The sequence below is a fragment of the Azospirillum lipoferum 4B genome (genome assembly GCF_000283655.1).
In the GTDB taxonomy this organism is placed as follows: domain Bacteria; phylum Pseudomonadota; class Alphaproteobacteria; order Azospirillales; family Azospirillaceae; genus Azospirillum; species Azospirillum lipoferum_C.
In genome coordinates this window covers 118,413-144,905 of sequence record NC_016624.1, presented here as the reverse complement: position 1 = coordinate 144,905, position 26,493 = coordinate 118,413, and the positions used below count along the sequence as shown (strand labels likewise).

At 64.3% G+C, this 26,493-nt stretch carries 21 protein-coding genes, 2 pseudogenes and 1 other annotated feature; of the genes and pseudogenes, 14 read left to right on the top strand and 9 right to left on the bottom strand.

What is annotated here, in order from left to right; genetic code table 11:
* Positions 1–32 precede the first annotated feature (32 nt).
* Positions 33–2,198: a methyl-accepting chemotaxis protein gene (locus tag AZOLI_RS27750; protein ID WP_014249975.1), complete on the bottom strand. Its 2,166-nt coding sequence runs from the start codon at positions 2,196–2,198 to the stop codon at positions 33–35.
* Positions 2,199–2,681: 483 nt separating this feature from the next.
* Positions 2,682–3,857 (bottom strand): NO-inducible flavohemoprotein, encoded by a 1,176-nt coding sequence (gene hmpA, locus AZOLI_RS27745; protein WP_014249972.1) that lies wholly within the window; start codon positions 3,855–3,857, stop codon positions 2,682–2,684.
* Positions 3,858–3,990: 133 nt separating this feature from the next.
* On the opposite strand from hmpA, the gene norR reads away from it, so the two are divergent.
* The 3 genes from norR to AZOLI_RS32800 are packed head-to-tail and all read left to right on the top strand — an operon-like array spanning position 3,991 to position 6,411.
* Positions 3,991–5,586, top strand: a complete 1,596-nt coding sequence (norR, locus tag AZOLI_RS27740; RefSeq protein WP_014249971.1) for a nitric oxide reductase transcriptional regulator NorR — start codon at positions 3,991–3,993, stop codon at positions 5,584–5,586.
* Complete coding sequence (locus AZOLI_RS27735) at positions 5,583–5,864, top strand: DUF1488 family protein (protein ID WP_014249970.1); 282 nt, start codon at positions 5,583–5,585, stop codon at positions 5,862–5,864. Before norR ends, AZOLI_RS27735 begins: the two co-directional genes overlap by 4 nt.
* Before the next feature lie 34 nt (positions 5,865–5,898).
* A complete protein-coding gene (locus AZOLI_RS32800) occupies positions 5,899–6,411 on the top strand; it encodes a hypothetical protein (RefSeq protein ID WP_162488482.1) in 513 nt (170 codons plus the stop codon).
* Between the two features lie 61 nt (positions 6,412–6,472).
* On the opposite strand, the pseudogene AZOLI_RS27730 reads toward AZOLI_RS32800, so the two are convergent.
* Together AZOLI_RS27730 and AZOLI_RS27725 are read right to left on the bottom strand one after the other, a co-directional pair.
* A pseudogene (locus AZOLI_RS27730) lies at positions 6,473–6,895 on the bottom strand (Tn3 family transposase); the annotation flags it as partial.
* A 40-nt stretch (positions 6,896–6,935) separates the two neighbouring features.
* A protein-coding gene (locus tag AZOLI_RS27725) for an IS3-like element ISAli4 family transposase (protein ID WP_085938505.1) occupies positions 6,936–8,167 on the bottom strand; the annotation gives its coding sequence in 2 pieces (ribosomal slippage) (positions 6,936–7,873 and positions 7,873–8,167; 1,233 coding nt in all).
* Positions 7,767–7,883 (bottom strand) — a sequence feature (AL1L pseudoknot). It overlaps the preceding gene by 117 nt.
* Before the next feature lie 236 nt (positions 8,168–8,403).
* Between AZOLI_RS27725 and AZOLI_RS27715 the strand changes: the two genes are divergently transcribed.
* Positions 8,404–8,634, top strand: a complete 231-nt coding sequence (locus AZOLI_RS27715) for a hypothetical protein (protein WP_014249968.1) — start codon at positions 8,404–8,406, stop codon at positions 8,632–8,634.
* Between the two features lie 134 nt (positions 8,635–8,768).
* Here AZOLI_RS27715 and AZOLI_RS27710 read toward each other — a convergent pair whose 3' ends face one another.
* Positions 8,769–9,737: an IS5-like element ISAli17 family transposase gene (locus tag AZOLI_RS27710; protein WP_014249967.1), complete on the bottom strand. Its 969-nt coding sequence runs from the start codon at positions 9,735–9,737 to the stop codon at positions 8,769–8,771.
* A gap of 177 nt (positions 9,738–9,914) precedes the next feature.
* Between AZOLI_RS27710 and AZOLI_RS33730 the strand changes: the two genes are divergently transcribed.
* Positions 9,915–10,049 (top strand): hypothetical protein, encoded by a 135-nt coding sequence (locus AZOLI_RS33730; protein ID WP_081506028.1) that lies wholly within the window; start codon positions 9,915–9,917, stop codon positions 10,047–10,049.
* A gap of 19 nt (positions 10,050–10,068) precedes the next feature.
* On the opposite strand, the gene AZOLI_RS27705 is transcribed toward AZOLI_RS33730, so the two are convergent.
* Positions 10,069–10,740 (bottom strand): TetR/AcrR family transcriptional regulator, encoded by a 672-nt coding sequence (locus AZOLI_RS27705; protein WP_014249966.1) that lies wholly within the window; start codon positions 10,738–10,740, stop codon positions 10,069–10,071.
* 363 nt (positions 10,741–11,103) lie between these two features.
* Here AZOLI_RS27705 and AZOLI_RS27700 point away from each other — a divergent pair, with 363 nt between their 5' ends.
* The 5 genes from AZOLI_RS27700 (at position 11,104) to AZOLI_RS27680 (ending at position 17,515) form a co-directional block, all read left to right on the top strand.
* Entirely contained in the window at positions 11,104–13,254 is a 2,151-nt protein-coding gene (locus tag AZOLI_RS27700; RefSeq protein ID WP_014249964.1) for a TonB-dependent siderophore receptor, read from the top strand.
* A gap of 11 nt (positions 13,255–13,265) precedes the next feature.
* Positions 13,266–14,441: an ABC transporter substrate-binding protein gene (locus AZOLI_RS27695; protein WP_014249963.1), complete on the top strand. Its 1,176-nt coding sequence runs from the start codon at positions 13,266–13,268 to the stop codon at positions 14,439–14,441.
* Between the two features lie 94 nt (positions 14,442–14,535).
* A complete protein-coding gene (locus AZOLI_RS27690) occupies positions 14,536–15,639 on the top strand; it encodes a siderophore-interacting protein (protein ID WP_014249962.1) in 1,104 nt (367 codons plus the stop codon).
* Positions 15,636–16,727, top strand: coding sequence for a FecCD family ABC transporter permease (locus AZOLI_RS27685; protein ID WP_014249961.1), 1,092 nt, complete (start codon positions 15,636–15,638; stop codon positions 16,725–16,727). Before AZOLI_RS27690 ends, AZOLI_RS27685 begins: the two co-directional genes overlap by 4 nt.
* Positions 16,724–17,515, top strand: a complete 792-nt coding sequence (locus AZOLI_RS27680) for an ABC transporter ATP-binding protein (RefSeq protein ID WP_014249960.1) — start codon at positions 16,724–16,726, stop codon at positions 17,513–17,515. The genes AZOLI_RS27685 and AZOLI_RS27680 overlap by 4 nt, the downstream gene beginning before the upstream one ends.
* Positions 17,516–17,725: 210 nt before the next feature.
* Here AZOLI_RS27680 and AZOLI_RS27675 read toward each other — a convergent pair whose 3' ends face one another.
* The 3 genes and pseudogenes from AZOLI_RS27675 to AZOLI_RS27660 form a co-directional block, all read right to left on the bottom strand.
* On the bottom strand, positions 17,726–18,685 hold the full coding sequence (locus AZOLI_RS27675; protein ID WP_044553603.1) for an IS5 family transposase: 960 nt from the start codon (positions 18,683–18,685) through the stop codon (positions 17,726–17,728).
* A 7-nt stretch (positions 18,686–18,692) separates the two neighbouring features.
* A protein-coding gene (locus tag AZOLI_RS31940) for an IS630-like element ISAli2 family transposase (RefSeq protein WP_085938504.1) occupies positions 18,693–19,756 on the bottom strand; the annotation gives its coding sequence in 2 pieces (ribosomal slippage) (positions 18,693–19,273 and positions 19,273–19,756; 1,065 coding nt in all).
* Positions 19,757–19,858: 102 nt separating this feature from the next.
* Positions 19,859–20,215: pseudogene (locus AZOLI_RS27660) on the bottom strand (IS1/IS1595 family N-terminal zinc-binding domain-containing protein); the annotation flags it as partial.
* A gap of 408 nt (positions 20,216–20,623) precedes the next feature.
* Between AZOLI_RS27660 and makB the strand changes: the two are divergent.
* From makB to AZOLI_RS27640, 4 genes are all read left to right on the top strand, one after another.
* On the top strand, positions 20,624–21,706 hold the full coding sequence (makB, locus tag AZOLI_RS27655; RefSeq protein WP_014249957.1) for an alpha-pore-forming cytotoxin subunit MakB: 1,083 nt from the start codon (positions 20,624–20,626) through the stop codon (positions 21,704–21,706).
* 11 nt (positions 21,707–21,717) lie between these two features.
* The gene (makA, locus tag AZOLI_RS27650) at positions 21,718–23,100 is read left to right on the top strand and encodes an alpha-pore-forming cytotoxin MakA (RefSeq protein ID WP_014249956.1); all 1,383 of its coding nucleotides are present in this window, start codon (positions 21,718–21,720) and stop codon (positions 23,098–23,100) included.
* A 110-nt stretch (positions 23,101–23,210) separates the two neighbouring features.
* Entirely contained in the window at positions 23,211–24,110 is a 900-nt protein-coding gene (locus tag AZOLI_RS27645; protein ID WP_014249955.1) for a hypothetical protein, read from the top strand.
* Positions 24,111–24,143: 33 nt separating this feature from the next.
* Entirely contained in the window at positions 24,144–26,396 is a 2,253-nt protein-coding gene (locus AZOLI_RS27640; RefSeq protein ID WP_014249954.1) for a hypothetical protein, read from the top strand.
* Positions 26,397–26,493: the final 97 nt, after the last annotated feature.

Below are 26,493 nucleotides of genomic sequence, written 5' to 3'. Positions count from 1 at the left end.
TCCCCTAACGGAAGAGGGGCTTTCAGGGTTGGTTAAGCCGACCGCACCTGACGCAGGAAACGGTCGATCTGCTGTTGCAGGTGGCTGGTCTGGGTCGAGACCTCCTGGGCCACCGACAGGACCTCCTGCGCCGACTGGCCGGTCTGGCCGGCGGCGGTGCGGACCTCGCCGATGTTCTGCGAGGCCTGGGCGGTGCCGCCCGCCGCCTGCTGGACATTGCGGGCGATTTCCGAAGTGGCCGCACCCTGCTGCTCCACCGCCGCGGCGATGCTGGCGGCGATGTCGTTCAACCGGCCGATGGTCATGCCGATGCTGCGGATGGCGTTCACCGCCTCGCCGGTCGCCTGCTGCATGGCGCCGATCTGGCCGGCGATCTGGTCGGTGGCCTTCGCCGTCTGGCTGGCCAGCTGCTTGACCTCCTGCGCCACCACGGCGAAGCCCTTGCCGGCCTCGCCGGCCCGCGCCGCCTCGATGGTGGCGTTGAGCGCCAGCAGGTTGGTCTGGCCGGCGATGTCGGAGATCAGGTCCAGGACGGCGCCGATCCGGCTGGCCGCGTCGTTCAATTCGCGCATCGTGCCGTCGGTGCGCTCCGCCTCGTTGGCGGCCTTGGCGGCGATGCTTGCCGATTCGGTCACCTGCCGGGCGATCTCGCTGATCGACTGCGACAGCTCATGGGCGGCGGAGGCCGCACCATCGACATTGACAGAGGCGGTTTCCGCCGCCAAGGCGGCATTGCCGGCCTGGCGCGAGGCGTCGTCGGCGGTCGCCACCATGCCGGCGGCGGTCTGGTGCATCTGGGTCGCGGCGGCGGACACCGTCTCCACCACAACCTTCACGCCATTCTCGAACTGGTCGGCCAGCGACAGCATGGCGTCGCGGCGTTCGCCGGCGGCCCGCTGGCGTTCGGCCTCCGCAGCGGCGCGGGTCGTTTCCACCTCGCGCGCGGTGTCGCGGAAGACCAGCAGGGCCGCCCCCATCTCCGCGATCTCGTCATGGCCGTCGAGCGCGATCTCGGCATCGAGATCGCCGGCGGCGATGCGGCCCATCCCGGCCTTCAGCGCCAGCATCCGGCGGATGATGACCCGGCCGATAAAGAGCCAGACGACCAGGATCGACACCAGGATGCTGGCGCCCGCCACCGCGATCTGGGTCAGGCGGCTGTTGTCGAGCATGCGGGACGTGGCAGCGTTGGCCTCGGCGATCCCCTGCTTCTGGGCGTCGACCAGGGTGGCGATCCCCTTGGACAGGGTGCCGGCGAGCGCGTGGTTGCTCTCCAGCAGCTGGGCGAAATAGCCCTCGATCGCCAGTTCCTTCTGGCGCAGGGTGACCATCGACTGCTCGCCGACGGAATAGCCGGTCAGAAGCTCCGCCTGTTTGGACGCAACGGCGGCCAGACGGTCCGGCAGGGCCTGAGCGGCGCTGGAGAGCCCGGCCAGCGACACGCCGACACGGGTCTCGATGATCGCCAGACGCTGGTCGTCACGGGTGGTCGCCGCTTCCATCAGCATGTTGCGGACATTGGCCGCTTCGGCGGTGACAGTGGCCAACGGCTTCTTCTGCGTCATGACCCGGTTCAGGGTGGCTGCGGCCTCACGCAGGACGGCGAGCTCGGCGTCAGGGTCGGCAAGGGCCGAGCGCGCCTGCTGCTCGTCGTTGTTGAGGACGGAAGTCCAGGGGGCAGCGAATTTCTGGATCTCGGCCTCCGCGGCCATCACCTTGGGCAGCATGGCGTCCCGTGCCGTAGCAAGAGCAACCCGCTCCGCCGCCGCCTGATCGAGCTGTACGAGGTTGCCGAGCAGCCCCTTCGAGGTGTCTTCGATGGCGGTCAGCTCGGCACCGGCGAAACCGGTCGCCCGCAAGCGGTCGAGGCGCGCGTTGAACTCCTGCTTCGCCGCGGCGATGCGGGCGGACACCGCCTCGCGCGCGGCGGCCTTGTCGGCGGACGTCAGTTCCGGAGCCAGAGCGACCAGCCGCTCGGCCTGTTGCGCCACGCCCATGCCTTCGGTCATCGCCGGCACCGCCTGGCCCACGATGGCGTCGATGGTGGTGCGCACGTTGGCATAACCGATCAGCGCCACGGCGGCGGCCACCATGGTGCCGGACAGCACGACGCCGATGGCGATCATCAGCTTCGCGCGCAGACCGGAATACCAGGCGGTGCCCGTCGCGGTCGGTTTCCGATGGCTATCGTTCGACATCCCGTCCTCCCCCCTGGCGCCAGTGCACCAGCACATTCAGGTCTCTCTGCGGTCGGCCGTTCCGGCTCTCGCCGCATTGGTCGTTGCGTCCGTCCCCTTCGCCGGACCGGTGATGGCGATGTCAGGAAAAGGGAACAATTGTATATAATTCGGTGTCCGGACGACTAGGGAAGCGCCAAAATCGCTAAGAAATATATAAGGAGAATCCACGATCTTTCCGTTGGGTGGGATGGAGGTGGCCGCAGCGCGATGACCCTTTGCCGTTGTCATAGAACCATTTCAGCGAATAGACGCGCGGCCTTCTCATTTCTCCCGCGGCATGGCGCTGGGCGGCTCGATAGTCGTATTTTCGCACTGATATAACAGTTTTCTTTTCAACCTGCGGGAGAGATTTCGGGATCTACCGAGCAGAAACACGAACGGGCCGGCCCAGGATCGAAGGGCCGGCCCGCCGATATGGAGGCAGCGATCGGAGATCGCCGGTCAGGCAAGCGCCTCCCGTGGACCGAAGAACTCGTGAACGATGGCCGACTCCGGAAGGCCAAGCGCAGTCAGTGCCTTCACCACCGCCGCCATAAAGGGTTTCGGGCCGACGACATAGGCGGCAACGCCCGCCTCCTTCGGCAGCAGATCGCCCAGTCGGTCCTGGTCGAGCAGGCCCACCATGTGCGGCCGGTCGCCCGGCTGCGGATCGGCATAGCAATAAACCGGCTTGAGGGTCTCGTGCAGCTCGGCCAGACGGTCGATCTGCTCGCGGAAGGCATGGACCGAGCCGTTGAGCGCCGCATGCACGTAGATCACCTTGCGGCCTGCCGCCAGCGCCTGCTCGGCCAGCGGCAAGGCGGGTGTCTGGCCGACGCCGCCGGTGATCAGCAGCAGCGGACCCGTCCCCTCGCGCAGCACGAACTCGCCGGCCGGCGGGTAGACGTCGATCTCGTCGCCGAGCTGCGCGCGGTCATGCAGGAAGCCGGAGACCACCCCCTGCGGCTCCCGCTTCACCGAAATGCGGTAATCGCGGCCGTTGGGCGAGGCCGACAGGCTGTAGTTGCGGTGGACCGTCTCGCCGTCGACGGTCAGCCGCAGGCCGAGATACTGGCCGGGCTGGAAATCCATCACCCGCCCGCCATCGACCGGCGCCAGCCGGAAGGAAGTGATGACGGCGCTTTCCGGCGTCTTCTCCGCGATCCGGAACCGCCGCGCCCCGCGCCAGCCGCCGGTCAGCGCCGCCTTGCGGGCATATTCCTTCTCCTCCGCTGCGATCAGCAGATCTGCGAGCTGCCAATAGGCCGCGCCCCAGGCATCGGCGACCTCCGCCGTCACCGCATCGCCCAGGACCTTGCCGATGGCCTCCATCAGGCAGGTGCCGACGATCTTGTACTGGTCGGGGGTGATGTTCAGCGAGACATGCTTCTGCACGATGCCTTCGACCGCCGGCCCCAGAACCTCCAGCCGGTCGATGTTGGAGGCATAGGCGATGATGGCGTTGGCCAGCGCTTCCGGCTGGGCGCTGCTGCGCTGGTGGCTTTGGTTGAAGACGGCGCGCACCTCGGGGAAGCGTTCGAACATCAGGGGATAGAAGGTGCCGGTGATCCGGTTGGCATTGGTGGCGACGACGGGGGCGGTGGCCTTGATGACGGCGATCTGGGCGGGGGTCAGCATGGAGGAAGCATTCCTTTTGCGCGTCACGATGTCGCAACCGGTTGGCAATCCCTGTGCCAAAGCGACGCAGGGCGGGAATCGGCGCCGTGCGATGGAAGCGTTGTCAAAGCGACCACGCAGGCTATGATGTCGTATGGACAACGAGGCGGTCATTCCGACAACAGGTCTCTCGCTGGATGAGGCTGGCGCGCTGCTGCGTGTGCTGGACGACCAGGCGCGATTGTGGCCGCTGCTGCTGGATCTGATGGCTCGGCACCTGCCCTGCGATGCCTGTGCGCTGCTGCGCCATGACGGTCGCTCGGCGGATGGGCTGCTGGTGCCGCTCGCCACGCGGGGGCTGAGCCCGGATACGCTCGGGCGGCGCTTCGCGCTGGACGACCACCCCCGCTTGCGGGCAATCGCCGGGGCGGCGGGTGGACCGCTGCGCTTCCCGCCCGGCTGCGAACTACCCGATCCTTATGACGGGCTGATCCCCGACCTGAAGCAGCGGCTGCATGTCCATGACTGTGTCGGAGCGCCGCTCGGCGTGGATGGCCGTCCCTGGGGCATGCTGACCCTGGATGCGCTGAACGAAGGACGCTTCGACGGCTGGGAGGAGGCTATCGCCGCCTGGGCGCGGCTGGCCGCCGACCTCGCCACTGCGGTGGAGCGGCGCGCGGCTCTCACGGATGACGGCAACCGGGGGATCAGGGGGATCGACGAGCCGCCGGCGCACCTCGAATCCGGCACCGTCGGATCGAGCCCGGCGATGGCAGCCCTGCTGACGGAGATCGACACGGTTGCGGCGAGCGACCTCGTCGTCCTGGTGCTGGGGGAGACCGGGGTGGGCAAGGAACTGGTGGCCCGCCGGCTGCACACCCGCTCCTCCCGCAAGGCCGGCCCGCTGGTGCATGTCAACTGTGCGGCGCTGCCGGACGCGCTGGTGGAGAGCGAGTTGTTCGGCCATGTGCGCGGTGCCTTCTCCGGTGCGGTGAGCGACCGGCGCGGCAAGTTCGAGCTGGCCGACGGCGGCACCCTGTTCCTCGACGAGGTGGGCGAACTGCCGCTTGCGGCACAGGCGAAGATGCTGCGGGCCCTGCAGAACGGCGAAATCCAGCGCGTCGGCTCCGACCGCCACATCACCGTCGATGTGCGGGTGATCGCCGCCACCAACCGCGATCTGGCGGCGGAGGTGCGGGAGGGACGCTTCCGCGCCGACGTCTATCACCGGCTCAGCGTTTATCCTTTGCGGGTGCCGCCGTTGCGCGACCGCGGCACCGACATCCTGCGGCTGGCCGGCCTGTTCCTGGAGCGCAACCGGGCGCGGCTGGGCCTGCGCAACCTGCGCCTGTCGGCGGCGGCGGAACGGCGCATGCTGTCCTACCCCTGGCCCGGCAACGTGCGGGAACTGGAGCACGCCATCGGCCGCGGCGCCATCCGTGCCCGCGCCGCCCGGCCACCGGATGGCGGCGTGCTGACCCTGACCCCGGCCGATCTCGGTCTGGAGGAGGCTGGGGAGGGAACTGCGGCGCCGACGCCTGCCATGCCGCAGGCGTGCCGGCCGGAAACACCGGCCGCTCTGCCAGGGGAAGATCTGCCGTTGCGGGATGCGGTGGAGGAGCTTCAGCGGCGCATGATCCAGGACCAACTGAACCGTCACGGCGGAAACTGGGCGAAGGCGGCCGGGACGCTCGGGCTCGACCGCAGCAACCTGTTCCGGCTCGCCAAGCGGCTGGGGTTGCGGGAATGAGCGCGGACGGGCTGTGCTGGCGGGACGACATCGATGCGCTGGTCTTCCGGCCGGCGGGGCATGGCGGCTGGTGCGCCATCCACCGGCTGGCCTTCCGCGCCCTGCTCGGCACGCGGAATCCCGCACCGGAGGACTGCCTCGCCCATGCCGCCGCCCATCGCGCGGCACTCGAGGCCGCGGCGGCCGGCAAGATCGCAAAGCGCGGCTACGGTGCCGCGGCCAGCCTGCATCTGACCAGCCGCGACATCGCCCCATTGCTGGGCGACAACTTATATTAAACCCTGGGAGGAATCTGTGGGAGAGTTAGTAAAATTGATTGAAGGGAACCCGTCAGTTTTTGCAACACTTATGTCAGCAATTATTGCTGCTTCCGTTGCAATCATCGTATTTGCGTTAACTCAATTCATAACTAACAGGAGGGAAAGGTCAAAGCTTCTCACGCAAAAGCTTGAAGAGCTATATATATTAGTAAACGAAGTGTTTGAGAAAAATGCGGATAGATGCGAACGATATAAAGCTGCATCACTCGGCGATGAAGATGCTCTGGGATATTTTATAAAAACTCATTCTACGGAGGTATATGGTCATAGTCGCGCAAAGAAGATTATAATGTATATTCGGTTATATTTTCCTGAATTGACCTACGTTCATCAGCATGCCTTTAAAGCAGAGGCAAAGGTCAATCATGCATTGTATAAAATACATACAGGTTCCATGGAATCTTTCGATAAAATTTTCGAACTAAGCGGAGCTTTCGGGCAACTAATGAGATTGATGGAAAAGGAAATTATCGAGAATTATGCAAAGTTAGTGCGGGCAAATTGAGGGCATCGCGACATTTGTTCGGCAGACAACGCTAAGGTCGAACGGACCGGGAACTTGGCTTTCAGGCGGCATGGCGGTCCCGTCGCAGGTTAAGCGGTCGCCTGCCGATGGGCACGGCCGCGGCGCGGTCCCACAGGAAATCGCCGGACAGGCCGATGTGCTCCCAGCCGACCGGTGAGGTGTGGACGAGCAGGTCGTCGGGTACGGTCCCGCCGACGGCGCGCAGATGACCAACCGCGTCGGCCATGTAGGTCGAGTTCCAATAGACGATCGCGGCGATGAGCAGGTTCAGCCCCGAGGCGCGATACTGCTGCGCTTGGGACCCGCGGTCGGCGATCCGGCCCTGCTTGAACGTGCAGATCGCCTGGGCCAGAGCGTGACGCTGCTCCCCTTTGTTCAACCCGATGTGACAGCTCCGTCTGAGCTCGGGTGTTTCCAACCAGCGGATCATGAAGAGTGTGCGCTCGATGCGGCCCAGTTCCTGGTGAACCGCGCCGGTTTTCCCGGAGACCATTTGTGTTGAGTCACGCCGCCCTGGCGACGTCCTCGGTTTGGGCATAGTAACGCGCTTCGGCCTCGGCGGGAGGACTGTTGCCGATGGGTTCGAGGAGGCGCCGGTGGTTGAACCAGTCGACCCATTCCAGAGTGGCGAACTCGACAGCCTCCAAGGTGCGCCATGGCCCGCGGCGCCGGATCACCTCGGTCTTGTAGAGACCGTTGATGGTCTCGGCCAACGCGTTATCGTAGGAATCGCCAACGCTGCCCACGGAAGGCTCGACCCCAGCTTCGGTGAGACGCTCGGTGTAGCGAATCGCAACGTATTGCGATCCCCTGTCGGAGTGATGGATGAGGCCGCAGCCCTTGGCCGGTCGGCGGTCGTGAAGTGCCTGTTCGAGCGCATCCAGAACGAAGCCGGCGTGGGCTGTGCTGGACACCCGCCAGCCCACGATGCGGCGCGCGAAGGCGTCGATGACGAAGGCCACGTAGACGAAGCCCTGCCATGTCGATACGTACGTGAAATCGGCCAACCACAGGGCGTTTGGGCGTGGCGCCTGGAATTGGCGGTTCACCCGGTCAGCAGGGCATGACGCCGCCCGGTCGCTGATCGTGGTGCGCACCACCTTGCCACGCATCGCTCCTTTCAAGCCCATCTGCTTCATCAGTCGAGCCACTGTGCAGCGTGCCACGTCGATACCCTCCCGCCGCAACTGCCGCCAAACTTTACGTACCCCATAGACCTGGAAGTTCGCGTCCCAGACCCGCCGGATAGCCTCCCTCAGCACTGCGTCGCTTCGCGAACGGGCCGGCGCCTTGGACGGATCGGCCTGTCGGGCGGCATGGGCGTAATAGGTGGACGGGGCGATCGGCAGCACTCGGCAGATCGGCTCGACCCCGTGAACGGCGCGGTGCGCGTCGATGAAGGCGATCATTTCCGGAACGGGCGGTCGAGCTCCGCCTGGGCGAAATACGCCGACGCCTTGCGTAGGATCTCATTCGCCTGGCGCAGCTCCCGCACCTCACGCTCCAAAGCCTTGATCCGTTCCTGCTCGTCCGTTGTCGGCCCCGGCCGCTTGCCCTGGTCACGCTCGGCCTGCCGGACCCAGCCCCGCAGCGTTTCCGGAGTGCAGCCGATCTTCGCCGCGATCGAACTGATCGCCGCCCACTGCGAGGCATGCTCGCCTTCGTGCTCGAACACCATCCGAACCGCGCGCTCGCGCACTTCAGGGGCGTATTTGGGTGATGCCTGTTTCGTCATGAGGACCCCAGTCTCTCAGAAGATGGGGCCTCCGACAAACCCGGGGCGGTTCAGCCGGCGTTCACACCGTGTTTGCGCATCCCGAACACTTGAGCCCTTCAGTTTAGCAACACTCAAATAGTCAATAGCGCAATAGATCAAACGAGCATTTGCTCAGATGACCGTTTCCTCATGGCGTGCTTACTGACCACCGTCGTCCTGTGGTACAGCCAGCCGGAACTTGTGGAGGTGCCGGGATGCCAACGACGACGACCTGGACGACACGGCACGCGGTGACGCGGATGCACGGGTGCGATCTGGCGGTGGTCTGGCGCGGCCCGGATCTGTGGAGCTGGACCGTCACTGTTGCTGGTGAGCAGGTCCGCTCTGGAAGTGCCCGGACGATGACCGGCGCTCAGGACGCCGCGGTGCGCGCCGCAAAAGCCCACACGGACGATGGTGGGCGCATCCAGCTCCCGCTGTTCTGATCGAATACAGAGTGCCTTTTGCAAAAAGGGAGTAGGTGCGTAGATCTGTGGTGCTGTTCACAGGTCCTTAACGTGGAGAGGACTTTGGTGCGCAAATGGGCGTGCCGGCGGAGTCCTCGCCAGGGCAGAGGTAATCAGGCGACCTTTCGGGTGACTGGCATGCCCAAGCTGGTCATGAGGTTCATGACCTTGCAGCCGATGGCCGCTTCGACTTTTTGCGCGGGCAGAGTCCGAGCGCGGAGGCTGCGTCCGATGAGAACCTTGTACCTCAGGATCGCCACCTCAACCAGCGATCTGCGGCCGTACTGGACCGCGCGCTGCCAGCCAAGCCGCCCGCGCTCTTTGATCATCCGGATGTGGCGGTCGCGCCGGGTGGGGGCGGTCTCGGCGCTGTCGCTCACCACCGCAGTGGCGCGCGGCGGGATGATCACCTCGGCGTCCGGCGCACGCTCGGCAACGGCGCAATAGATGGGCTCGCCGTCGTACGCACCGTCGGCGATGACCGCATCGATCGGGCGGGTGATCTGGTCGAGCAACGAGCCGACCAGTGAAGCGTCCCCCTCCTCGTTGCCCGTCAACTCCGAGGCAAGGACCTCGCCCGTGTCGGGATCGACCGCCAGATGGAGCTTCCTCCAGCTCCGGCGCGGCGGGCCGCCGTATTTCTGCAGGTACCATTCGCCTTTGCCGAACACCTTCAGCCCGGTGGAGTCGATGACCACGGTGGCCGGCCCATCCGTCCTGACCAGCGCCGTCTCGACTGCCAGATCGGCGCTGCGCCGGGAAAACGTCGTGTGATCCGGGACCGGCAGGTCCAGGCCGAGCAGGCGCATGAGCGAGCCCAGCAAACCCTCGGTCTGCCGCCATGGCCGACCGAAGGCCAGGCGCAGCATCAGCCCGGCCTCAATGGCGATGGCCGAGTAGCGGGAAGGCCGGCCGCGCCGCCCCGTGGCGGGCGGCGTCCAGGCGGCGATCGCCTCCGGCGACACCCAGATCGTCAGGTCGCCGCGCCGGCGCAGCGCCGCGTCGTAGGCCGCCCAGTTCTCCATACGGTAGCGCGCCTTCGGGATCTTGGCGCGGCGGGGCTCGTTGGCCTTGTACAGCATCCGGCTCTCAGCTTCTGTGGGGGGCGCCTCTATACCGGCTCGCCCTGCCGACCGCCACCACCCCGGCCTTTTTGCACCAATGTCCTTGGCATCACCATTCAGCCGATCGCCAGAGGGCGCGGCGGCGTGTTTGTTCCCACCGACATCGCCTAGGTCGCGGAGCGCTCGTTTGGATGGATGAGCCGCTACCGGCGATTGAACACCATTGTTGAGCGGACGAAGGAGCACCTCGTCGCTTTCATCGAGATCGCCTTCATCTCGATCCTCTCACGTCGCCTGAAGCGGCTCGTCACCCAGGCAGCCCCCGCATGACGTCCACGAACAGTGCCTCTCAGGGGCCGGAAGGCCCGCTTCGCCGCTCGCCCGCCCCGTTCAGGAATAATGTCCAGGCCTGCTCGAAAAACTGATCCTGGGCGGCCTTGGCCGCGTAGGTCTTGCGGCCCAGCATCGCGTCGTTGGATGGCCCGAACACGATGGAATGGAGCATGTGCGATGCGATCATCCGCGGATCGCCGCCGGTGAGCGTGCCGGCTTCCTGTGCGGCACGGATCAGCTGGATCAGACGCTCCATGATGGGATCCTCCTCCCATGGATCCCGCTGGTCCTGACCGAAGAGGCTCGCTTCGCTCAAGGCAATCCGGTTCAAGGCGACCATGTCCGGATCCAGGTTGACGGTGAGGAACCAGCGGGCAACCCGCTTCAACCGCGCCAACGCATCGCCATGACCGCCGGCGGAGTCGAGCTCGGCCTCGAGACTGTTCAGGGTCCGTGTCCGCAGCCGCTCAACAACGGCGACGAACAGCGCGGTTTTCGATGGAAAGCGCCGGTAGATCGTATCCTTTCCCGCGTTACAGGCGGACGCGATCTGCTCGATCGACGTGGCGGCAAAACCCTGGGCCGCAAAAAGCTGCGCTGCCGTGTCGATGATCCGGTTGGATGTCTCCGCGGCATCTTCCTTCGACGGCCTGCCGATGCGCGGCTTTGTGGATGACGAAACCTTCATCGTTCCTTTACCTGCTCTGCACGGCCCTGAGGAGAGTTCGGATCATGGCGGCCGAAAGACACGGGGTCCTTCGCAGGGTTGCCCCCTGCCATTCGCGCTTTCCCTCCGTCCACCGTCCGCGCATGGCCATCACACTGCTCGGAGGCTCTTCCTTAGCAGACGGGCGACGCACCGCCCACACCTAAACCATGCATATGCCACCACTCCCACCCGTGACCAGCCAATGAATCGGATAGCATCAAAATAACTGGACGGGACCGTCCCGTTTGTTTTAGAACTCGCCTTACAATCGCGAATGATGCGCATTCGCATTATGTGGGCCGCATAGACTCCTCATGCGAACCAACGGGAGAGGCGAGACGAATGACGGGAGTGTTCCCAAAGCGAGCCGGCGCGGCGCTGCTGGCAGCAACTGCGACCTTGAGTCCGATGACCGGCCATGCCCAGGAGCAGGCCGTCACATTTCCGACGCTTCAGGTGGAAGGCGACCGGCTGAAGGGGACGAACGAATATCTCAGGCAGGATTCCTCGTCCGCGACCAAAACGGAAACACCCGTCCTCGACACGCCGCAGGCGATTACAACCATCACGCGCAAGCAACTCGACGATCAGAATCCCCAAAGCGTGAAGGACGCGCTGAACTACACGGCCGGGGTGCTGTCGACGGCCGACAGCACCAGCCGCTACGACAGCGTCTTCATGCGCGGGTTCGGAGGCTTCGGGACCGACACGCGGGTCGTGGATTTCCTCGATGGATTGAAATTGCCCCGTGGGCAGGCCTTCGCGCTGCCCGCGGTCGATCCCTTCCTGCTCGATCACATCGATGTCCTGAAGGGGCCGTCCGCCGTCCTCTACGGCCAGACCAGCCCCGGCGGTCTCGTCAATCAGGCCAGCCGCGCCCCCGACGTTACCCCCTACACCGAGGTCAGGGTCGAGGCCGGAAACCACGCAAGGCTGCAGAGCGGCGTCACCAGCCAGGGTGCCCTCGATGCCGATGGGCGTTGGCAGTACAGCATCAGCGGCGTCGGCCGCCGTTCCGACACCCGCTATGACAATGTCGAGGAGATGCGGGTCGGCATCGCTCCGGCCATCCGCTGGCAACCCGATGCCGACACGCAGTTGACCCTGCAGGGCTTCTATCAGAACGATCCCGAAGGCGGATATTTCAACTCCATCTATCCGCGTTCGCTCGCCCCGGAAGCCTACAAGTCGGCCCTCGGGCGCACGCTCAATGTGGGCGATCCGGATTTCGACAGCTACGAGCGCAAGCAGTACGCCATCGGCTACAGCTTCCAGCATCGGCTGAACGAAGTCGTCAGCCTCCGCTCGAAAACCCGCTACTCCGCCATCGATCTCGATTTCCAAAGCCTGCAGATGAGTGCGCCCGTCACCGCCGACGGGCTGCTGCCACGGCAGGCACTCCGCTCGATCGAGGATGTGCGGGGCGTCGCCACCGACAATCAGGCGCAGTTCGACTTCAGGACGGGAGCGGTCTCGCACACGGCCCTCGCCGGCGTCGATTTCCAGCATTCGCGCAGCGACTGGGAATACCAATTCGGCCTGGCGCCTTCACTGGACGTCGCCAATCCGCGTTATGACGTGCCCATCGGCGCCCTCACGACCATCATCGACTCCAAGCAGACGCTCCGGCAGACCGGTGTCTATCTCCAGGACCAGCTTGCACTCGGCGGCTTCCGGGCCGTGCTGGGTGCGCGCTACGACTGGACGAAGCAGGAGACCGAGAACCGGCTGGCGGGATCGAGCAGCAGCCAGTCCAGCAGTTCCCCAAGCTATCGCGCCGGCTTGCTCTACCGGTTCGACAGCGGGATCTCCCCCTATGTCAGCTACTCGACGTCCTTCGAGCCGACCGTCGGCGTGGATGCGCGCGGCGCGCCCTTCGAGCCGACCAAGGCGAAGCAATGGGAAGCCGGGCTCAAATACGAACCCTCCTTCATGAAGGCGCTCTTCACGCTTTCCGCCTTCCACATCCGCCAGGAAAATGTGAAGACGCCGGACACGACGGTCGGCTTCTACGTCCAGCAGGGAGAGGTTCGCTCGCGCGGACTGGAATTCGAAGCGCGCGGAAACGTCACCAAATCGCTGGAGCTGATCGGCGCGCTCACTCTGCTCGACACCGAGGTCACCAAATCGACCTCGGCGACCACCATCGGGAAGCAGCCGCAGGCGGCTCCCAGATATTACGGGTCCGCCTGGGCCAATTACGGCTTCGATACCGGCCTGCTCGACGGATTGACCGTTGGCGGCGGCATCCGCTTCGTCGGCGGCAGCTTCGCCGACGATGCCAACACCATCCGGACGAGCGGCTACGCGCTGGTCGATGCCTCGGTGCGGTACGACCTCGGCAAGCTCGGTCCGTCGCTGCGCGGAGCGGAAGCGACGCTGAACGCCACCAACCTCTTCGACAAGGAATATTACTCGAGCTGCAGTTCCAGCTTCTATTGCCAGTACGGCAACGGTGCGCAGGTTCTGGCCGGACTGCGGTACAGGCTGTGAGACGGACTCCGATGCGCCTGGACCGACGGACCTGCACCATCCTCCTGGGCCTGACCGCCCTGGCGCCCGTCACGGCGTTGGGAGCACCCGGAGCCGGGTCCGGGTCCGTCGTCGATGCAGCCGGCCGCCGGGTTCCGCTCGCCGGCGCGGTTCGCCGGATCGTGCTCCTCGATGCGGTCGATGTGTTGAGCATGGCCGTCCTGCACCCAGACCCATCCGCCCTGATCGTCGGTTGGGCCGGGGTCGACCGGTTCGACAGCGATCTGGTGCGCCGGCTCTACGAGCGGGGAAGCAACGGCGGCCCCATTCCGGTGGTGGGTGCCCAGACCGGCGACACGCTGTCGCTGGAGCGGATTCTCGCCCTTGAACCGGACCTCGTGGTCGCCACTGCGGTGATGGAGCCGGGGCTCGGCGAGGGTGGGCTGACGCGCCGCCTCGAAGCTGCCGGCATCCCCGTGATCTTCAGCAGCGCCGCCTCCAACCGGCAGGCGGACGCGGGCGCCCCCGGCGACCCCTTCGGCGACATGGCCCGGGCCCTGCGGTTGTGGGGTGCCGTCCTCGGCAAGGGCGACAGGGCCGACGCCTTCATCGGCTTTGTCGAGGAGCGCCTCGCAACCGTGACGGCAAGGCTGGCCGGCGCGCCGGCGGTGAAGGCGTATCTCGAAGTGCAATCCACCTACGACGATTGCTGCTGGACGGCCGGACGACGCATTTGGGGCGACCTTCTCGCCCGGGCCGGGGGGCGCAACCTCTCTGCCGTCGAGGGACCGCATGGGTCACCCTGGTACGCGAAGCTCGCCGCAGAGCAGCTGATGACCGAATCGCCGGAGGTCTACATCGCCTCGGGCGGCGCATTCGGCGCCGGCATCCGCCCCGGAATCGGCCCGGGTCTCGATCCCGAAAAGGCGCGTGCCGGATTGCGCCGCCTGACCGGACGGACCGGTTTCGACACGCTGCCGGCCGTCCGGAACCGGCGGGTGCACGGCGTCTGGACCGGGCTTCTCACGGCACCGCCGCTCAACATCCTGTTCGTCGAGGCCGTTGCCAAATGGCTGCACCCGGACGCGTTCGCGGATGCCGATCCGTCGGACACGATGGACGAACTGAACCGCCGCTTCCTGGCACAGCCCCTGGCGGGTCCGTGCTGGCTTAGCCTTTCGCCGGCGACGGCAGCTGACGGGCGCTGAAGAAACACCGGCCGCCACGGTTCCGTCCGATGGCGGCCGGCATCTTCGAACGCCGAAGCAACCCATGACAGATCGAACGCGAAGGACAGGCGACATGGCGTTTCTCAAGGCTCAGGCCACGATAGCGTTTCCGAAGGTCTCCACCTATCTCGACACCATCATCCAGTCCTTTTCCGCCCACAACATGACGGTAAGCCCGGACGGGGACGGCCACACGGTCACCTCCTCCTTCGGAACGGCGCACCTGCGTGCGGCACCGGGGGCGCTGTCGCTTGCCGTCGAGGCAACGGATCCGGCCGACTTCAACCGCCTCAAGCATGAGCTGACCGGATTGATCGACTTCGTGACCCGTCCGGAGAATCTGGAAATCGTCTGGACGGGCGACGCGGCCGGCGCCGTGCTGCCGACCGATCTCCGGGTGCTCACCGTGCGGGAGGTTCGGCAGCTGACCCCGCGCATGCGCCGGATCTCGTTCGGCGGGGATGACCTCGCCCGTTACGCGGTGCCCGATCAGATCCACTGCCGGCTGCTGTTCCAGGGCAGGGATATCGCTACGCCGCAATGGCCGTTTCTGGACGACAACGGCCGCGTCGTCTGGCCCGAATCCGGCAAGCTCGACTCGCGGATCTTCACCATCCGCCGGATCGATCCGGCGGCGGGAACGCTGGACATCGACTTCGTGATGCATGGCGGGGGCGGTCCCGGCCTGTCCTGGGCCGCGGCCGCGGCACCCGGCGACGTGGTCGGGCTCCTCGGACCGGCGGCCTATGGGCCGAAACCGGCGGACTGGTATCTGCTCGCCGGCGATGAGACCGGGCTGCCGGGCATCGCCCGCATCCTCGAAGGCTTGCCGGCCTCCGCGGCGGGGATCGCGCTCATCGAAGTCGCCGATGCCGCGGAACGGCAGGAGATCGACGGGCCGCCGGGTGTCGCAATTCGCTGGCTGTACCGCAATGGCACCGCACCCGGTTCGACCACGCTTCTGTCCGATGCTCTGCGGCTGGTCGAGCTTCCGGCCGGCCAGGACGGTCTTTTCGCCTGGATCGGCGCGGAATATTCGGCCTTCCGCGACATGCGGTCCTATCTGAAGACCGACATCGGCCTTCCCTCCTCCCGCCTCATCGCTTTTTCGCACTGGCGGCGGGGGATGAGCGAGGAGGACATCGTCAAGGCCGGAATCGCGGCGGTTCTCGCATGACCCCGCGCATCGGCAGTTCCGCCGCACCAGCCGTAGCCACACCGGCTGCCGGAAGCACGGAGCGCGAGCGGTCATACCGCCGGATGCTCCATCGGCGCCGGATGCTGGTTGCGGCACTGGCCGGCATCCTGCTGGTCGGATTCGTGCTGGACGTCGCCAACGGGCCGGCGGGACTGGGCCTGGAACGCACCATCAGGGCGCTGTTCGGACTGGAGGGGGCGACCCGCACCGAAAGCCTCATCCTGTGGAGCGTGCGCCTGCCCCAGGCATTGACCGCGCTCCTCGTCGGCGCCGCGCTCGCTCTCGCCGGGGCCGAGATGCAGACGATCCTCGACAATCCGCTTGCCAGCCCCTTCACGCTCGGCGTGTCCTCCGCGGCCTCGTTCGGAGCCGCGCTGGCGATGATCCTGGGAACCAGCCTTCCCGGCTTGCCGCCGGGCTGGCTCGTTCCGGCCAATGCCTTCGTCTTCGCCTTCGGTTCGGTGTTCCTGCTGCAGGCACTCGCTTCGCGGCGCGGGACGGGTCCGGACCGCCTCGTCCTGCTCGGCATCGCGATGGTCTTCACCTTCAACGCGCTGGTGGCGCTGGTCCAGTTCGTCGCCTCGGAAGCGGCGCTGCAACAGTTCGTGTTCTGGACCATGGGATCCCTCACGCGGACCGGATGGGCGGAGATCGCCGTGCTGGCCGCCGCACTCGCTGTTGCCTTTCCGTCCGCTTTCGCCGCGCGATGGCGGTTGACGGCCCTTAGGTTCGGCGAGGACCGGGCGCGGAGCTTCGGCGTACCCGTCGCACGGCTGCGCTTCACGGCCCTGCTCCGTGTCAGCCTTCTGGCCGGGCTGGCGGTGGCCTTCGTGGGAACGGTCGGCTTTATCGGACTGGTCGGTCCCCACATCGCCCGACTTCTGGTCGGGGAGGACCACCGCTTCTTTCTTCCGGCTAGCCTTTTGATCGGTGCCGCCATCATGTCCTTCGCCTCGCTCGCCGGCAAACTGCTGCTGCCCGGAGTGATGCTTCCCATCGGCGTGGTCACGTCGCTGGTCGGCATCCCGATCTTCGTCGCGCTCATTCTCAGGGGACGGCCGGCATGACGGACGACCTGCTTCGGATCACCGGGCTCCGTGCCGGCTATCCCCGGCGCCGGATCATCGACGGCCTGTCGCTGCCGCCCTTGCGGGCGGGTACGGTCGCCGCCCTCGTCGGTCCCAACGGCGCCGGCAAGACGACGCTTCTTCGCGCCCTGGCCGGCCTGCTGCCGGCGACCGGCGACGTTCGCTACGATGGACAGGCTCTCCTGCAGATGACGCCGGCCGAGCGCGCCCGGTACGTCACCTACATGCCGCAGAGCCTGCCCCAGGGCATCGCGCTCAGCGTCATCGAATCCGTCGTCACCGCGCTGCGCGTTTCGACGCTTGTGAAGGACCGGCCGGAAAGCCTCGTCCATGCGGAGGCCGACGCCGTGCTCCAGAGGCTGGGGATCGGCCACCTCGCCCTTTCTCCGCTCGACGAACTGTCCGGCGGGCAACGCCAACTCGTGAGCCTTGCCCAATCGATCGTGCGCCGCCCGAGGATCCTGCTGCTGGACGAACCTACGAGCGCGCTCGATCCACGCCACCAGATCGACGTGATGCAGGCGGTGACGGAAACCGCCAAGACGGAAGGCATGATCGTGCTCGCCGTGCTGCACGACCTGAATCTTGCACTGCGATGGGTGGATATGGTCGTTCTGTTGTCGGAGGGCGCCCTGGCCGCGGCAGGAACTCCGGAGGACGCGATCACCGCAGAGACCCTGGCGGCCTTCTACCGGATTTCCGGCCGGGTCGAGCGCTGTTCGCTGGGCCTTCCCCATATACTCTTCGACGGAAAGATCCGTGATTGATGAGCTGCGGCCCGACGCTCCTCCAGCTTGACCGGATTCCATCAGGAGGGTACCGTCACACTTGCGTCAAGCTGTGCGGGCCAGGGGAGTGGTTGATCGGAAAGCACGGAACCCAGCGCCAATGATCGGCGGACCACCGAGATTACCATCGCGGTCAGCGTGGTGCATTGATGCGAGCGGGAACGGCATGAGCCCATGTCCCCCATCTTTTTACGCGACGCGGACATAGGTCGGGCGTGCCAAGCCGAACATGCGGTTGAGCAGGGTGCTGGCGATGATGAGCTCGGTACGCCGCCCGTCATCGCTGTGGGCCCGCAGGCGATTGCCAATCACTTGCTTGTAGCGCGCGATCGCCGCCTCCACCTTGGCCCGCGCGTTGTAGCCGGACGTTCGCTGCCAAGCTATGCGTCCCATCTCGGCAATCGCCTGGATGTGACGGTCGCGCGGAGTGGGCGCGGTCTCGACGACGACTCTGAAGACGGCATCAGCGCGCGGTGGCGCGATCACCGCCGCCTCCGGGTGGCGGGCCGCCACTGCGACGTACACGTCGGTGCGGTCGTAGGCGCCGTCACCGACGAGCGACTTGACCGGCGCGGAGACCTGATCGAGCAAGGGACCGACCTGCGAGGCATCGTCGACATCGGGTGGGGTCAACTCCACGGCAGCGATCTGCCCAGTTCGAGCGTCCACACCGATGTGGAACTTGCGCCAGGAACGGCGCTTCTTGGAGCCGTGCTTCTCAACCTGCCATTCGCCGGGCCCGCTGAGTTTCAGCCCTGTGCTGTCGACCAGCAGGTGCAGCGGCCCGGTGGTCTGCGGACGGATCCTCACGGCCAGGTTTCGGGCCCGTCGGCTCAGAGTGGTGTGATCCGGCACCGGTAGGTCCAACCGCAACAGCTGCATCAGCGAGCCGATCAGCCCTTCGGTCTGTCGGAAGGCCAAGCGGAAAAGCGCCCGCAGGGTCAGCGCCGTCTCGATCGCCACGGCCGAGTAGCGCAGCTGCCCGCCGCGGGTGGTGCGTGGGGCGGCACGCCAAGCCTGAACGGCCTCCGTGCTGAACCAGATGGTCAAACTGCCGCGCTGACGTAGGCCAGCCTCATAGGCCGCCCAATTCGTTACGCGGTACCGGGCACGAGGAAACTGATGGCGGTGGCCAGCGTGGTGTTTGATACCAAGTTCATGAAGTTTTGACCTGTGTGGCCCACGGATAACCACAGGTTGATTGAATGCGGCCTGGCTTGTTGATGAGGGAGTTCCAGGCGCGGCAACAGGCGTCGATAATGTGCTTTGTGTCGATGAACAGGCGGTGCGAGAGGACGGTTTCCCGCATCACCTGCCAGAGGCGCTCGATGGCATTGAGTTCGGGGCTGTAGGGCGGCAGCGGCAGCAAGGTCAGGTTGGCCGGCACCTCCAACTCATTGGCGATGTGCCAGCCGGCTCCGTCCAGCAGAACGACGGCGTGCCCCTCGTGCGGCACGGCTTGGCTGATCTCGGCGAGCATCAGCGTCATCGCCTCGGTGCTGACGCGCGTCATCACCAAGGCGACGCCGGTGTCGCGCTGCGGGCACACGGCGCCGAAGATGTAGGCCGACTTGAAGCGATGATCGCGCACGGCACGCACCCGGATGGCGCGCGGCGCCCACAGCCGGGTCAGGGTTCCCTTCTGACCGACCCGGGCTTCATCCTGGAACCAGACCTCCAGCCGCTTGCCGGGGTGGCGCTTGGCGATGGCGGCGAGTTGGTCGGGGAAGTTTTTTTAAATGCCTCCTGGGCCGCGGGATCGGTCTTGGGGTGGATCGGGCGCGGGGTCTGCCAGGACAGCCCCATCTGCTGGAGCACGTTGTGCATGCCGCCGCGGCTGTAGTCGGCACCGAAGTGGCGCTTGGCCAAGTCTTGGATGTGGGTCAGCCGATACTCGACCACGCCGTCGCGCTCCAGGTCGGGACCTGCGGCGATCAGCGTCGCCAGCTCCGGGCGCAGTTCGTCGGCCAGCAGGCGGGGCCGGCCGCTACGCGAACGGTCGCGCAGGCCGGACACGCCCTCGGCGTTGAAACGATGCACCCAATCGCGCAAGGTCTGCCGGTCCATCCCGCCCAAGCGCGCGGCGTGGGCCCGGCTGTGACCGTCCAGCACGGCGGCGATCGCCAGAAGACGCGCCGCCACCCGCCCGTCCTCCTCCAATCGGGCTTGCCGGCGCAACTCGCAGACCGAGATGTCCTGTCGGATCGCTATCGCTGGCATTCCCGCTCCCCGCTGAATAGAGCGGACAGCGAATCACACCAAAGCCGCAGCCTCAATCCCCTGCGACACAACCCGAGTCAGAAATTTCTGGATGCGGTATGACAGGTACGTCTCGTCGACGTACCAGCTGCGCCCGACCGTACCGCGCCGGCGCCGTCGCAATGCGTCGGTGAGCAGTGAGGCGATCTTCGCCTCCCACTCCCGCACCGCCTCATGAGAAAAGACCAAGCCACGCAGCAGCAGGATCTCGGCCAGATCGCGAAAGCTGAGCTTGAGGCGCAGCCGCCAGAGCACGATGAGCAAGACCACGTCAGTGGGCACCTGCAGCCGGTTCAGCACCGAGCCCGTGCGCTCGTTGAACTGACGCCCGCATTCCTGGCAGCGGAACCGCCGATAGCCGTGCGCCGTCCGGTCTGAACGCTCGCTCGTTTTCTCCGACCAGCAGTGCGGGCAGCGCATTCGTCATCCTCTCCGTCCATCTCGACGGGGTGGGCTGTACGCCACCCAGCTGCCCGTTGGCAAGCTGGCGCGAAACCTGCCGGAACCGTGCAGAGAGCAAGGGTCAGCCGGACGCGGGTGGGCGCGGGCCGGTCCGGCGACGGCCTGGACGAGCGCCAGGAGCCCTCCACAAGGGCATAACAGTTTCAAAGCGCAGCCAGCGCCGGTTTATGAACGGAACGCTAATCGTTACCATGGCCCACAAACACGCTCTCAAAATTCACAGAAAGTTCGGTTGACACCAACCGGAAGATGTGTTGTTTTTTAAAAAAATCGGATTTCGCGACCTACTAACGTGTTTCGCAACCGCGAAACGGCGGCCTTATGAAATGCCAATGATATTTTTGCCATTCAAAAAAGGGGGATCATATGCTCAGTCCGGATGTTGTCGAGATTGGCGAAGACATCGCCGCCAGCTATTCGCAATTCCTCGCGCTCAACAGCTTCGGCACCTCCATTAGTCAGACCGTCGTGAGCCCGCTGAGTCCGGACCCGGGCTGGTTGCCGACGTTGCGTCGTCGGCTCGCGACGCTGGCGAAGTTGTGCGCTCAATGGCAACTTGACTACCCTGATTTGCTATCGTCCTATTTCTTGCCATTCACAGACTTCTCGTCAACCTTTGGCGCATTCGCCCGACAAAGCGGAAAATTTGGCAACAATGTCGAGGTTTGGGTCCAGGCGCTGACGGCGCTGCACAAGGCCGCCGTCGAGGCGGAAACGGTTACAAAAAGGGCCGCGACCGGGTTTACCGACCATTTCTCGATGATCAAGACGATCGAAGGTCAGCTGAACGAAAGCTTGGCCACGGCCTGGCAGGAATTGGCCAACGAAGAGGACAAGATCGTCGCGATCGCGACGCAAGTTGCTCGTCTTCAGGATCGCGTAGCGCAATTACAGGACAATCTGACCAGCGGCACGATTTCCGCGGGGAAGTCCTATTTCCAGACGGCGGCGACGATCACCTACACCGTGTTGACTTCGGCCACCGTGGAAATCCCCTATCTCGCAATCCTCAGCGAAATCTATACCATCGGAAAAGAAGCCTATGACCTCATAGTCACCGATAAAGAGATCAGTGAGGCCCTTCAAAAGATCGCCGATCTGACGGTTGAGGCGAGCGAGGCCGCCCAGGCCGCGGCGATGTCAAAGGGCGTGATCCAATTGATTACCCGCCTTAATCTTCAGGTCACGGGCCAGAGCGACCATCTGCCGGCCCTCAACCGGGTGTGGGAGGTCGCGGCGGAAAAGATTTCGGCGGCGATCGATGCCATTCAGGCCGGTGCTGTACCGACCCAGGTACTCGACTTGGTCTCGATGCCGGCCGCCGCCGCCGGTTGGAACACGCTGGCGAAGCTGTCACGCGACGCCGTGACGATGGTTCCAGTGCAAGGAAGGCCAGTTTTCCTCACGAACAGTTCGGTCAAATCAAGACTCTCTGCAACCCGCTTCTAAGGAGCCTTACCATGGCAGACCAACCCGAACCCGTTCTCGTCTTCTCGATGCCCGGCCTTACTCAGGAGGACATCGCGAAACTGGACACGAACTACGCCGAAATTCATAATGCCGTTCCCGACGATCTCATCAAGGCCTTCGTCAACGCCAATCGGACGCTCGCAGCGAACTGCACAGTCGTTATTCTCGACGGGGGAAAACAGTGGCTGATCAACAGCGGCACAAATTACTATCTGACGCGCGTTGATGGCACCAATCTCGATGTATATTCGGTGACATCCTCCGTTTATAGTGTGCTCCTGACGAAATCGAAAATGGCGACGGGCGTCACTTCGATCGTCCTCATCACGAACGCCTGCCATGCCATTCTGAACACGCAGCTCACCCTGCCCGACGGGATGACGAAGCCGACGTGGTTCGACAACCTTGTGACGAAGCTCGATGCCGCCAAGGCGCTGGCGACCGAATGGATCAATACGCTCGCGCCGGAACTGACCGCGTCCCTGCCGAACAAGGTCATCAACTACGACACGCAGTATAATGCGATCACGAACCAGATCATCCGCATCGCCGATGCCCATCCGATGGCGCGGGGAGCCGACGACCCGAACGTCAAGCTTGTCTTCGAACTGATCTCGGCGCTGAAGACGGAAGTCGGCAAGATACACGACGATGTCGCCGCCGAGGACAAGAAGCTACTGGACTGGGGCACGAGGATGCAGAAGGCCCACGACGATCTCTCGCAGGGCGTAACGAGCATCCAGGCAGCTGAAGCGGATTTGGCGGCGGACATCAGCAAAATGGATGGCGACATCAATCGCCTCAAGGCCGAGATCGACGGTCTGAACAAGAAGATCGCCGCGGCGGCGATTGGCGTTGGGCTCGGAATTTTCGCAGCGATTGTCGGTGTCGCTCTCTGCTTCGTTCCAGGAGGGCAGGTTGTCGGCGGGGTTGTCATCGCGATTGGTGCCGCCGCCATTGTCGGCGGAGGCATCGCTTGGGGTGTGATGCAGAGCAAGGTTAACGGCGACTATGACCAGATCGCCAAGGATCAGAAGCAGCAGAACGTGGACAATCAGCAACTCATCGCCCTGCGCGGACTTGAAGTTGCCACGAGCCAATCAATCAGCAGCATCGCAATGGCGACCGCGGCGCTGTCGAACGTCCGAGCGCTTTGGAAGCTTTTCGCTGGTGAGCTCGAGGGGGTGATCAACCAGCTCAATCAGGCGGATAAGGGACTCGCCCTGATCGTGAACGAGGCCTTCGTTCAGGGCGCTCAGGACGAGTGGAAGCTGTGCGCGGAACTGGCAACGCAGATGTTGAACCCGGTCGCCCAGAAGGTCGACACCACCCTGCCCATGAACGTCGACGTTCCACCGGCAAAGGCCGCCTGATGGGCCTCCGGCGCGCCGGCTGACAGGCCGGCGCGCCGGATGTTTCGAATTCCATCGCAAGGGCCGCGCCCGAACGCCGGGCAATCCCGACAGAACGGATGTTCAGACCCATGCTCGCGCCCGACCAAGACAAGACCACGGAAGCGCTTCGATCTTCCAGTTCCAGCGCGGCGACGATAACGGTCTACGCCGGCGCGGTTCGCTATGCCGTCGTTCCGCTTCTGCCGGCATCGGTGCCGGAGTGGTTCCTGCCGGTGAAAGAATCCATCGCCACCGCCGCGACGAATGCGACCCATTGGATGGACGAGCTGTGCATCGACGTCACGTCGTTCATTCCGCGGTCCGTCATCGACTACGCGGCGACCTTCGACGATGTCGCCGACCAGATGAACAATCTTCAAACTGAGATCGAGATGTCATCCGGCGCCGCGACTCCCGATCAGCGGCAGCGTGCGATCGATGCCCTGAACGGCCTGAAGGCCGGGGCCGATCGGGCGAACCACGATGTCGCGGCCGTCGATGCCCGCCTGCTGAGTTTGACGAAGCTCGTGCAATCCGATCATGACGCCATGGCCACTGCCAGCGTCCTGGTCGCGCAGAATATCCCCGATGGCGCAGTGATCTCCAAGACCATGACGGTCGATCTTGGCAACGATTTCCTTGATATCGTGCCAAACGGGCCGTGCATGGTTTCGGTCAATATCCGATCAAACGTGATGATAAAACTCACTGAGACGGCGGGTGCGCATCCTGAACTCCTGCCCTATGTGGTGACGCGACAGCTGCTCGACAACGCCGTCGCAGACAACGCCAAGGCCGGAATCGCCCTGTCCAACGTGCGCGCCACCTGGGCGCTGATGGAAGGGCTGATCCACGATACGATCAATGACCTGTCGGCCGCGTCCGACACCGACGTTCTCCCCATCCTGCGGCAGGCGGAATTCGCGGCCGCGCGAGACGTCTGGGAGCGTCTCTCCGCGGTAGCTCAGTCCCTGACTGAGAGCGACTGACGGCCACAGCCTTCCAACGCGAGGATCACCCCCATGATCAATATCGAAGCGACCCAGGTCATCTCCTACGGCGAAGGGCAGGTGGTAACCGTCTATCGCGATTTCACGGACGCCAACACCTGGTACATCGTGCCGGAGCCGGTCATTCCACTGGATGGCAATGGCATTCCGGAATTCTCGCTCGTATCATACATGACGGACAAGGAAGTCACCGGCACCTGTTCGTTCCAAACCGAGTTGCAGGTGAGCCAAGCGGCGCTGCAAGCCGTCAAGGCGAAGCTCGGAGCGGACATCGTCATCGGTCAGTTCGATTGGCAGTCGGTCAAGGCTGTCTTCCACTTCGCCACCGCGAAGCAGGCGGCACTGGAGTTGTTCGCGACGCCGTCGATGTACGGCTCGAACCGCGCGTCGTTCATCATCCATTTGCCCGATAGCGACACCTACGAAGCGTTCAAGAATGCCTTTGGCCCCGGCGGCAGCGCCGCTGGCACATTCGTTATCGAATACGATGTAACTGCTCTCACACGCCTTCCACCCGTCACCGTTACCGTCGAGTTCGACTCCCAGACCGCATATGACTATCAACGCACCGTTGACGTGAGTCGGGATACCTGGGGCCACGTCACGAGTGAAACGGTATCGATTACTGAGCACCTGCAGCAGTCCAAAGCCGGAAAGATAACGATCGATCCGGGTGCACGCCCGCTCGATCAGGGTACCCTGCAGCTACTGACTCAATGGGGCAATGACACGCTGCAACGGGACGTCGAACAGGCCGTCGCTGCGGCGACACGTATGATGGGCAGCAATACCGCACCGACATTCAATATGACCGCGGTATCGTCGTTCCGAAACGTTTTTACCGAAGGGCAGATTGTCCCCTGGGTCATCACCCCACGCTCTCCGATCCCGTCTTTCTCCGACGCGGTATGGAAGAAGGTGTCCAGCTCGGTATCGATCCGTCCGATGAGGGTGGCCTTCACGGTCCAGAACTTGAGTGCCAACGGTGTGGAATCGATCCAGGTTATGGTCAACTACCCCGTGGGCTCCGAGACGCCGCCGGCTAACAACACGTTCGAATTCACCCCGGGCGGCTCAAGCAGCTGGATCTTCACCGCGCCAGGCCATAGCGACCGCGGCGTGTTCGACGGCAAGTACAGCTACCATTATGTCGTCAACTACGCTGACGGTTCCCAGCCCTATATGTCGGGAGAGATTGAGAGCGATGACTCGGAAATCTACATTTCTGCTAACGATCTGAAAATCCTCTATATTGAATTCGTCGCGGAAAACGTGGCATTCAAGAACGCGAAGAATTTCGACACCATTAGCGTGGACTATATGCTGATCGACCTGTTCTTCGTGAATCAGGCGACCGGCGCGCCGTTGCAGTTCCAGCAAGCGAAACTCGACGCTACCAACAAGTCGCATGTGTTCAAAAGCCAAACACATGAGCCGTTCGCCAACCCGTGCAGTTACAAGCTTACTTACGTCTTGACCTCCGGCGCGCAGGTCATTGTCGATTGGCAGACGACGAAGCTTGCCGCACCGAAACAGGAAGGGGCGGCCACGGCGCCGGTGGTGCACCTAAATTCACCGTTCCAGAATCGGACCATCACTCTCTTCCCGCTCGCGCCAAAGGACCAGACGTTCCAAATGGCGTCGATCTCGGCGACCTATACGGACAGCGTCAATAACACCAATGAGCAGTATAGCTGGAACATTACGGAGTTCTCCCGATCGCCGGAAATGTGGACCTTCCTTGCCCCGGCCAATCAGAACGGACAGATCGTCAGTTTTGAAGGGACGTACATCTTCGATAACCAACCGTATTCGCTGCAGCCTGCGCAGACTTCGTTGACTATGTTCGTACTGGACCCGAAAAAGCCTCTGTTCTCGGTGATCGTCGACCCGTCACAGGTCGAATGGGAGGCCGGTCCGTACACCCAGGTGATCGTTAAGCTTTACACCAAAGATGACAAAGGCAACATATCCAACATCAAAACCCTTATTCCCTTCCACAAGGGCAATAGCCAGACGCAGCTTTACACCTACTACTACGATGCCAGCAAGACACCCGTTTGCTATTACACCGCCGAGTATTGGATCAAGGATCAGCCCGCGCCAGCGAAAATCGCCGAGACAGACCTCAGCGCGACCGGACAACTGACCTTGTTCGGTAAACCGCCTCAGGCGGCACTGACCGCGGCGGACAAACTGGCGCAGGTCCTGCAGTCCGGACGGGCCGAGGCGTCCGATCGTGCCCGAATGCTGGCGAGCCGATAATGGTAGCGCCGGGGAGCGTCACAAAACGTTCTCCGGCTTTACCCGCTGCTGTCCAACAATACCTCGCGAGTTGGGGAGATCTCGGCGCGCGCGCCGG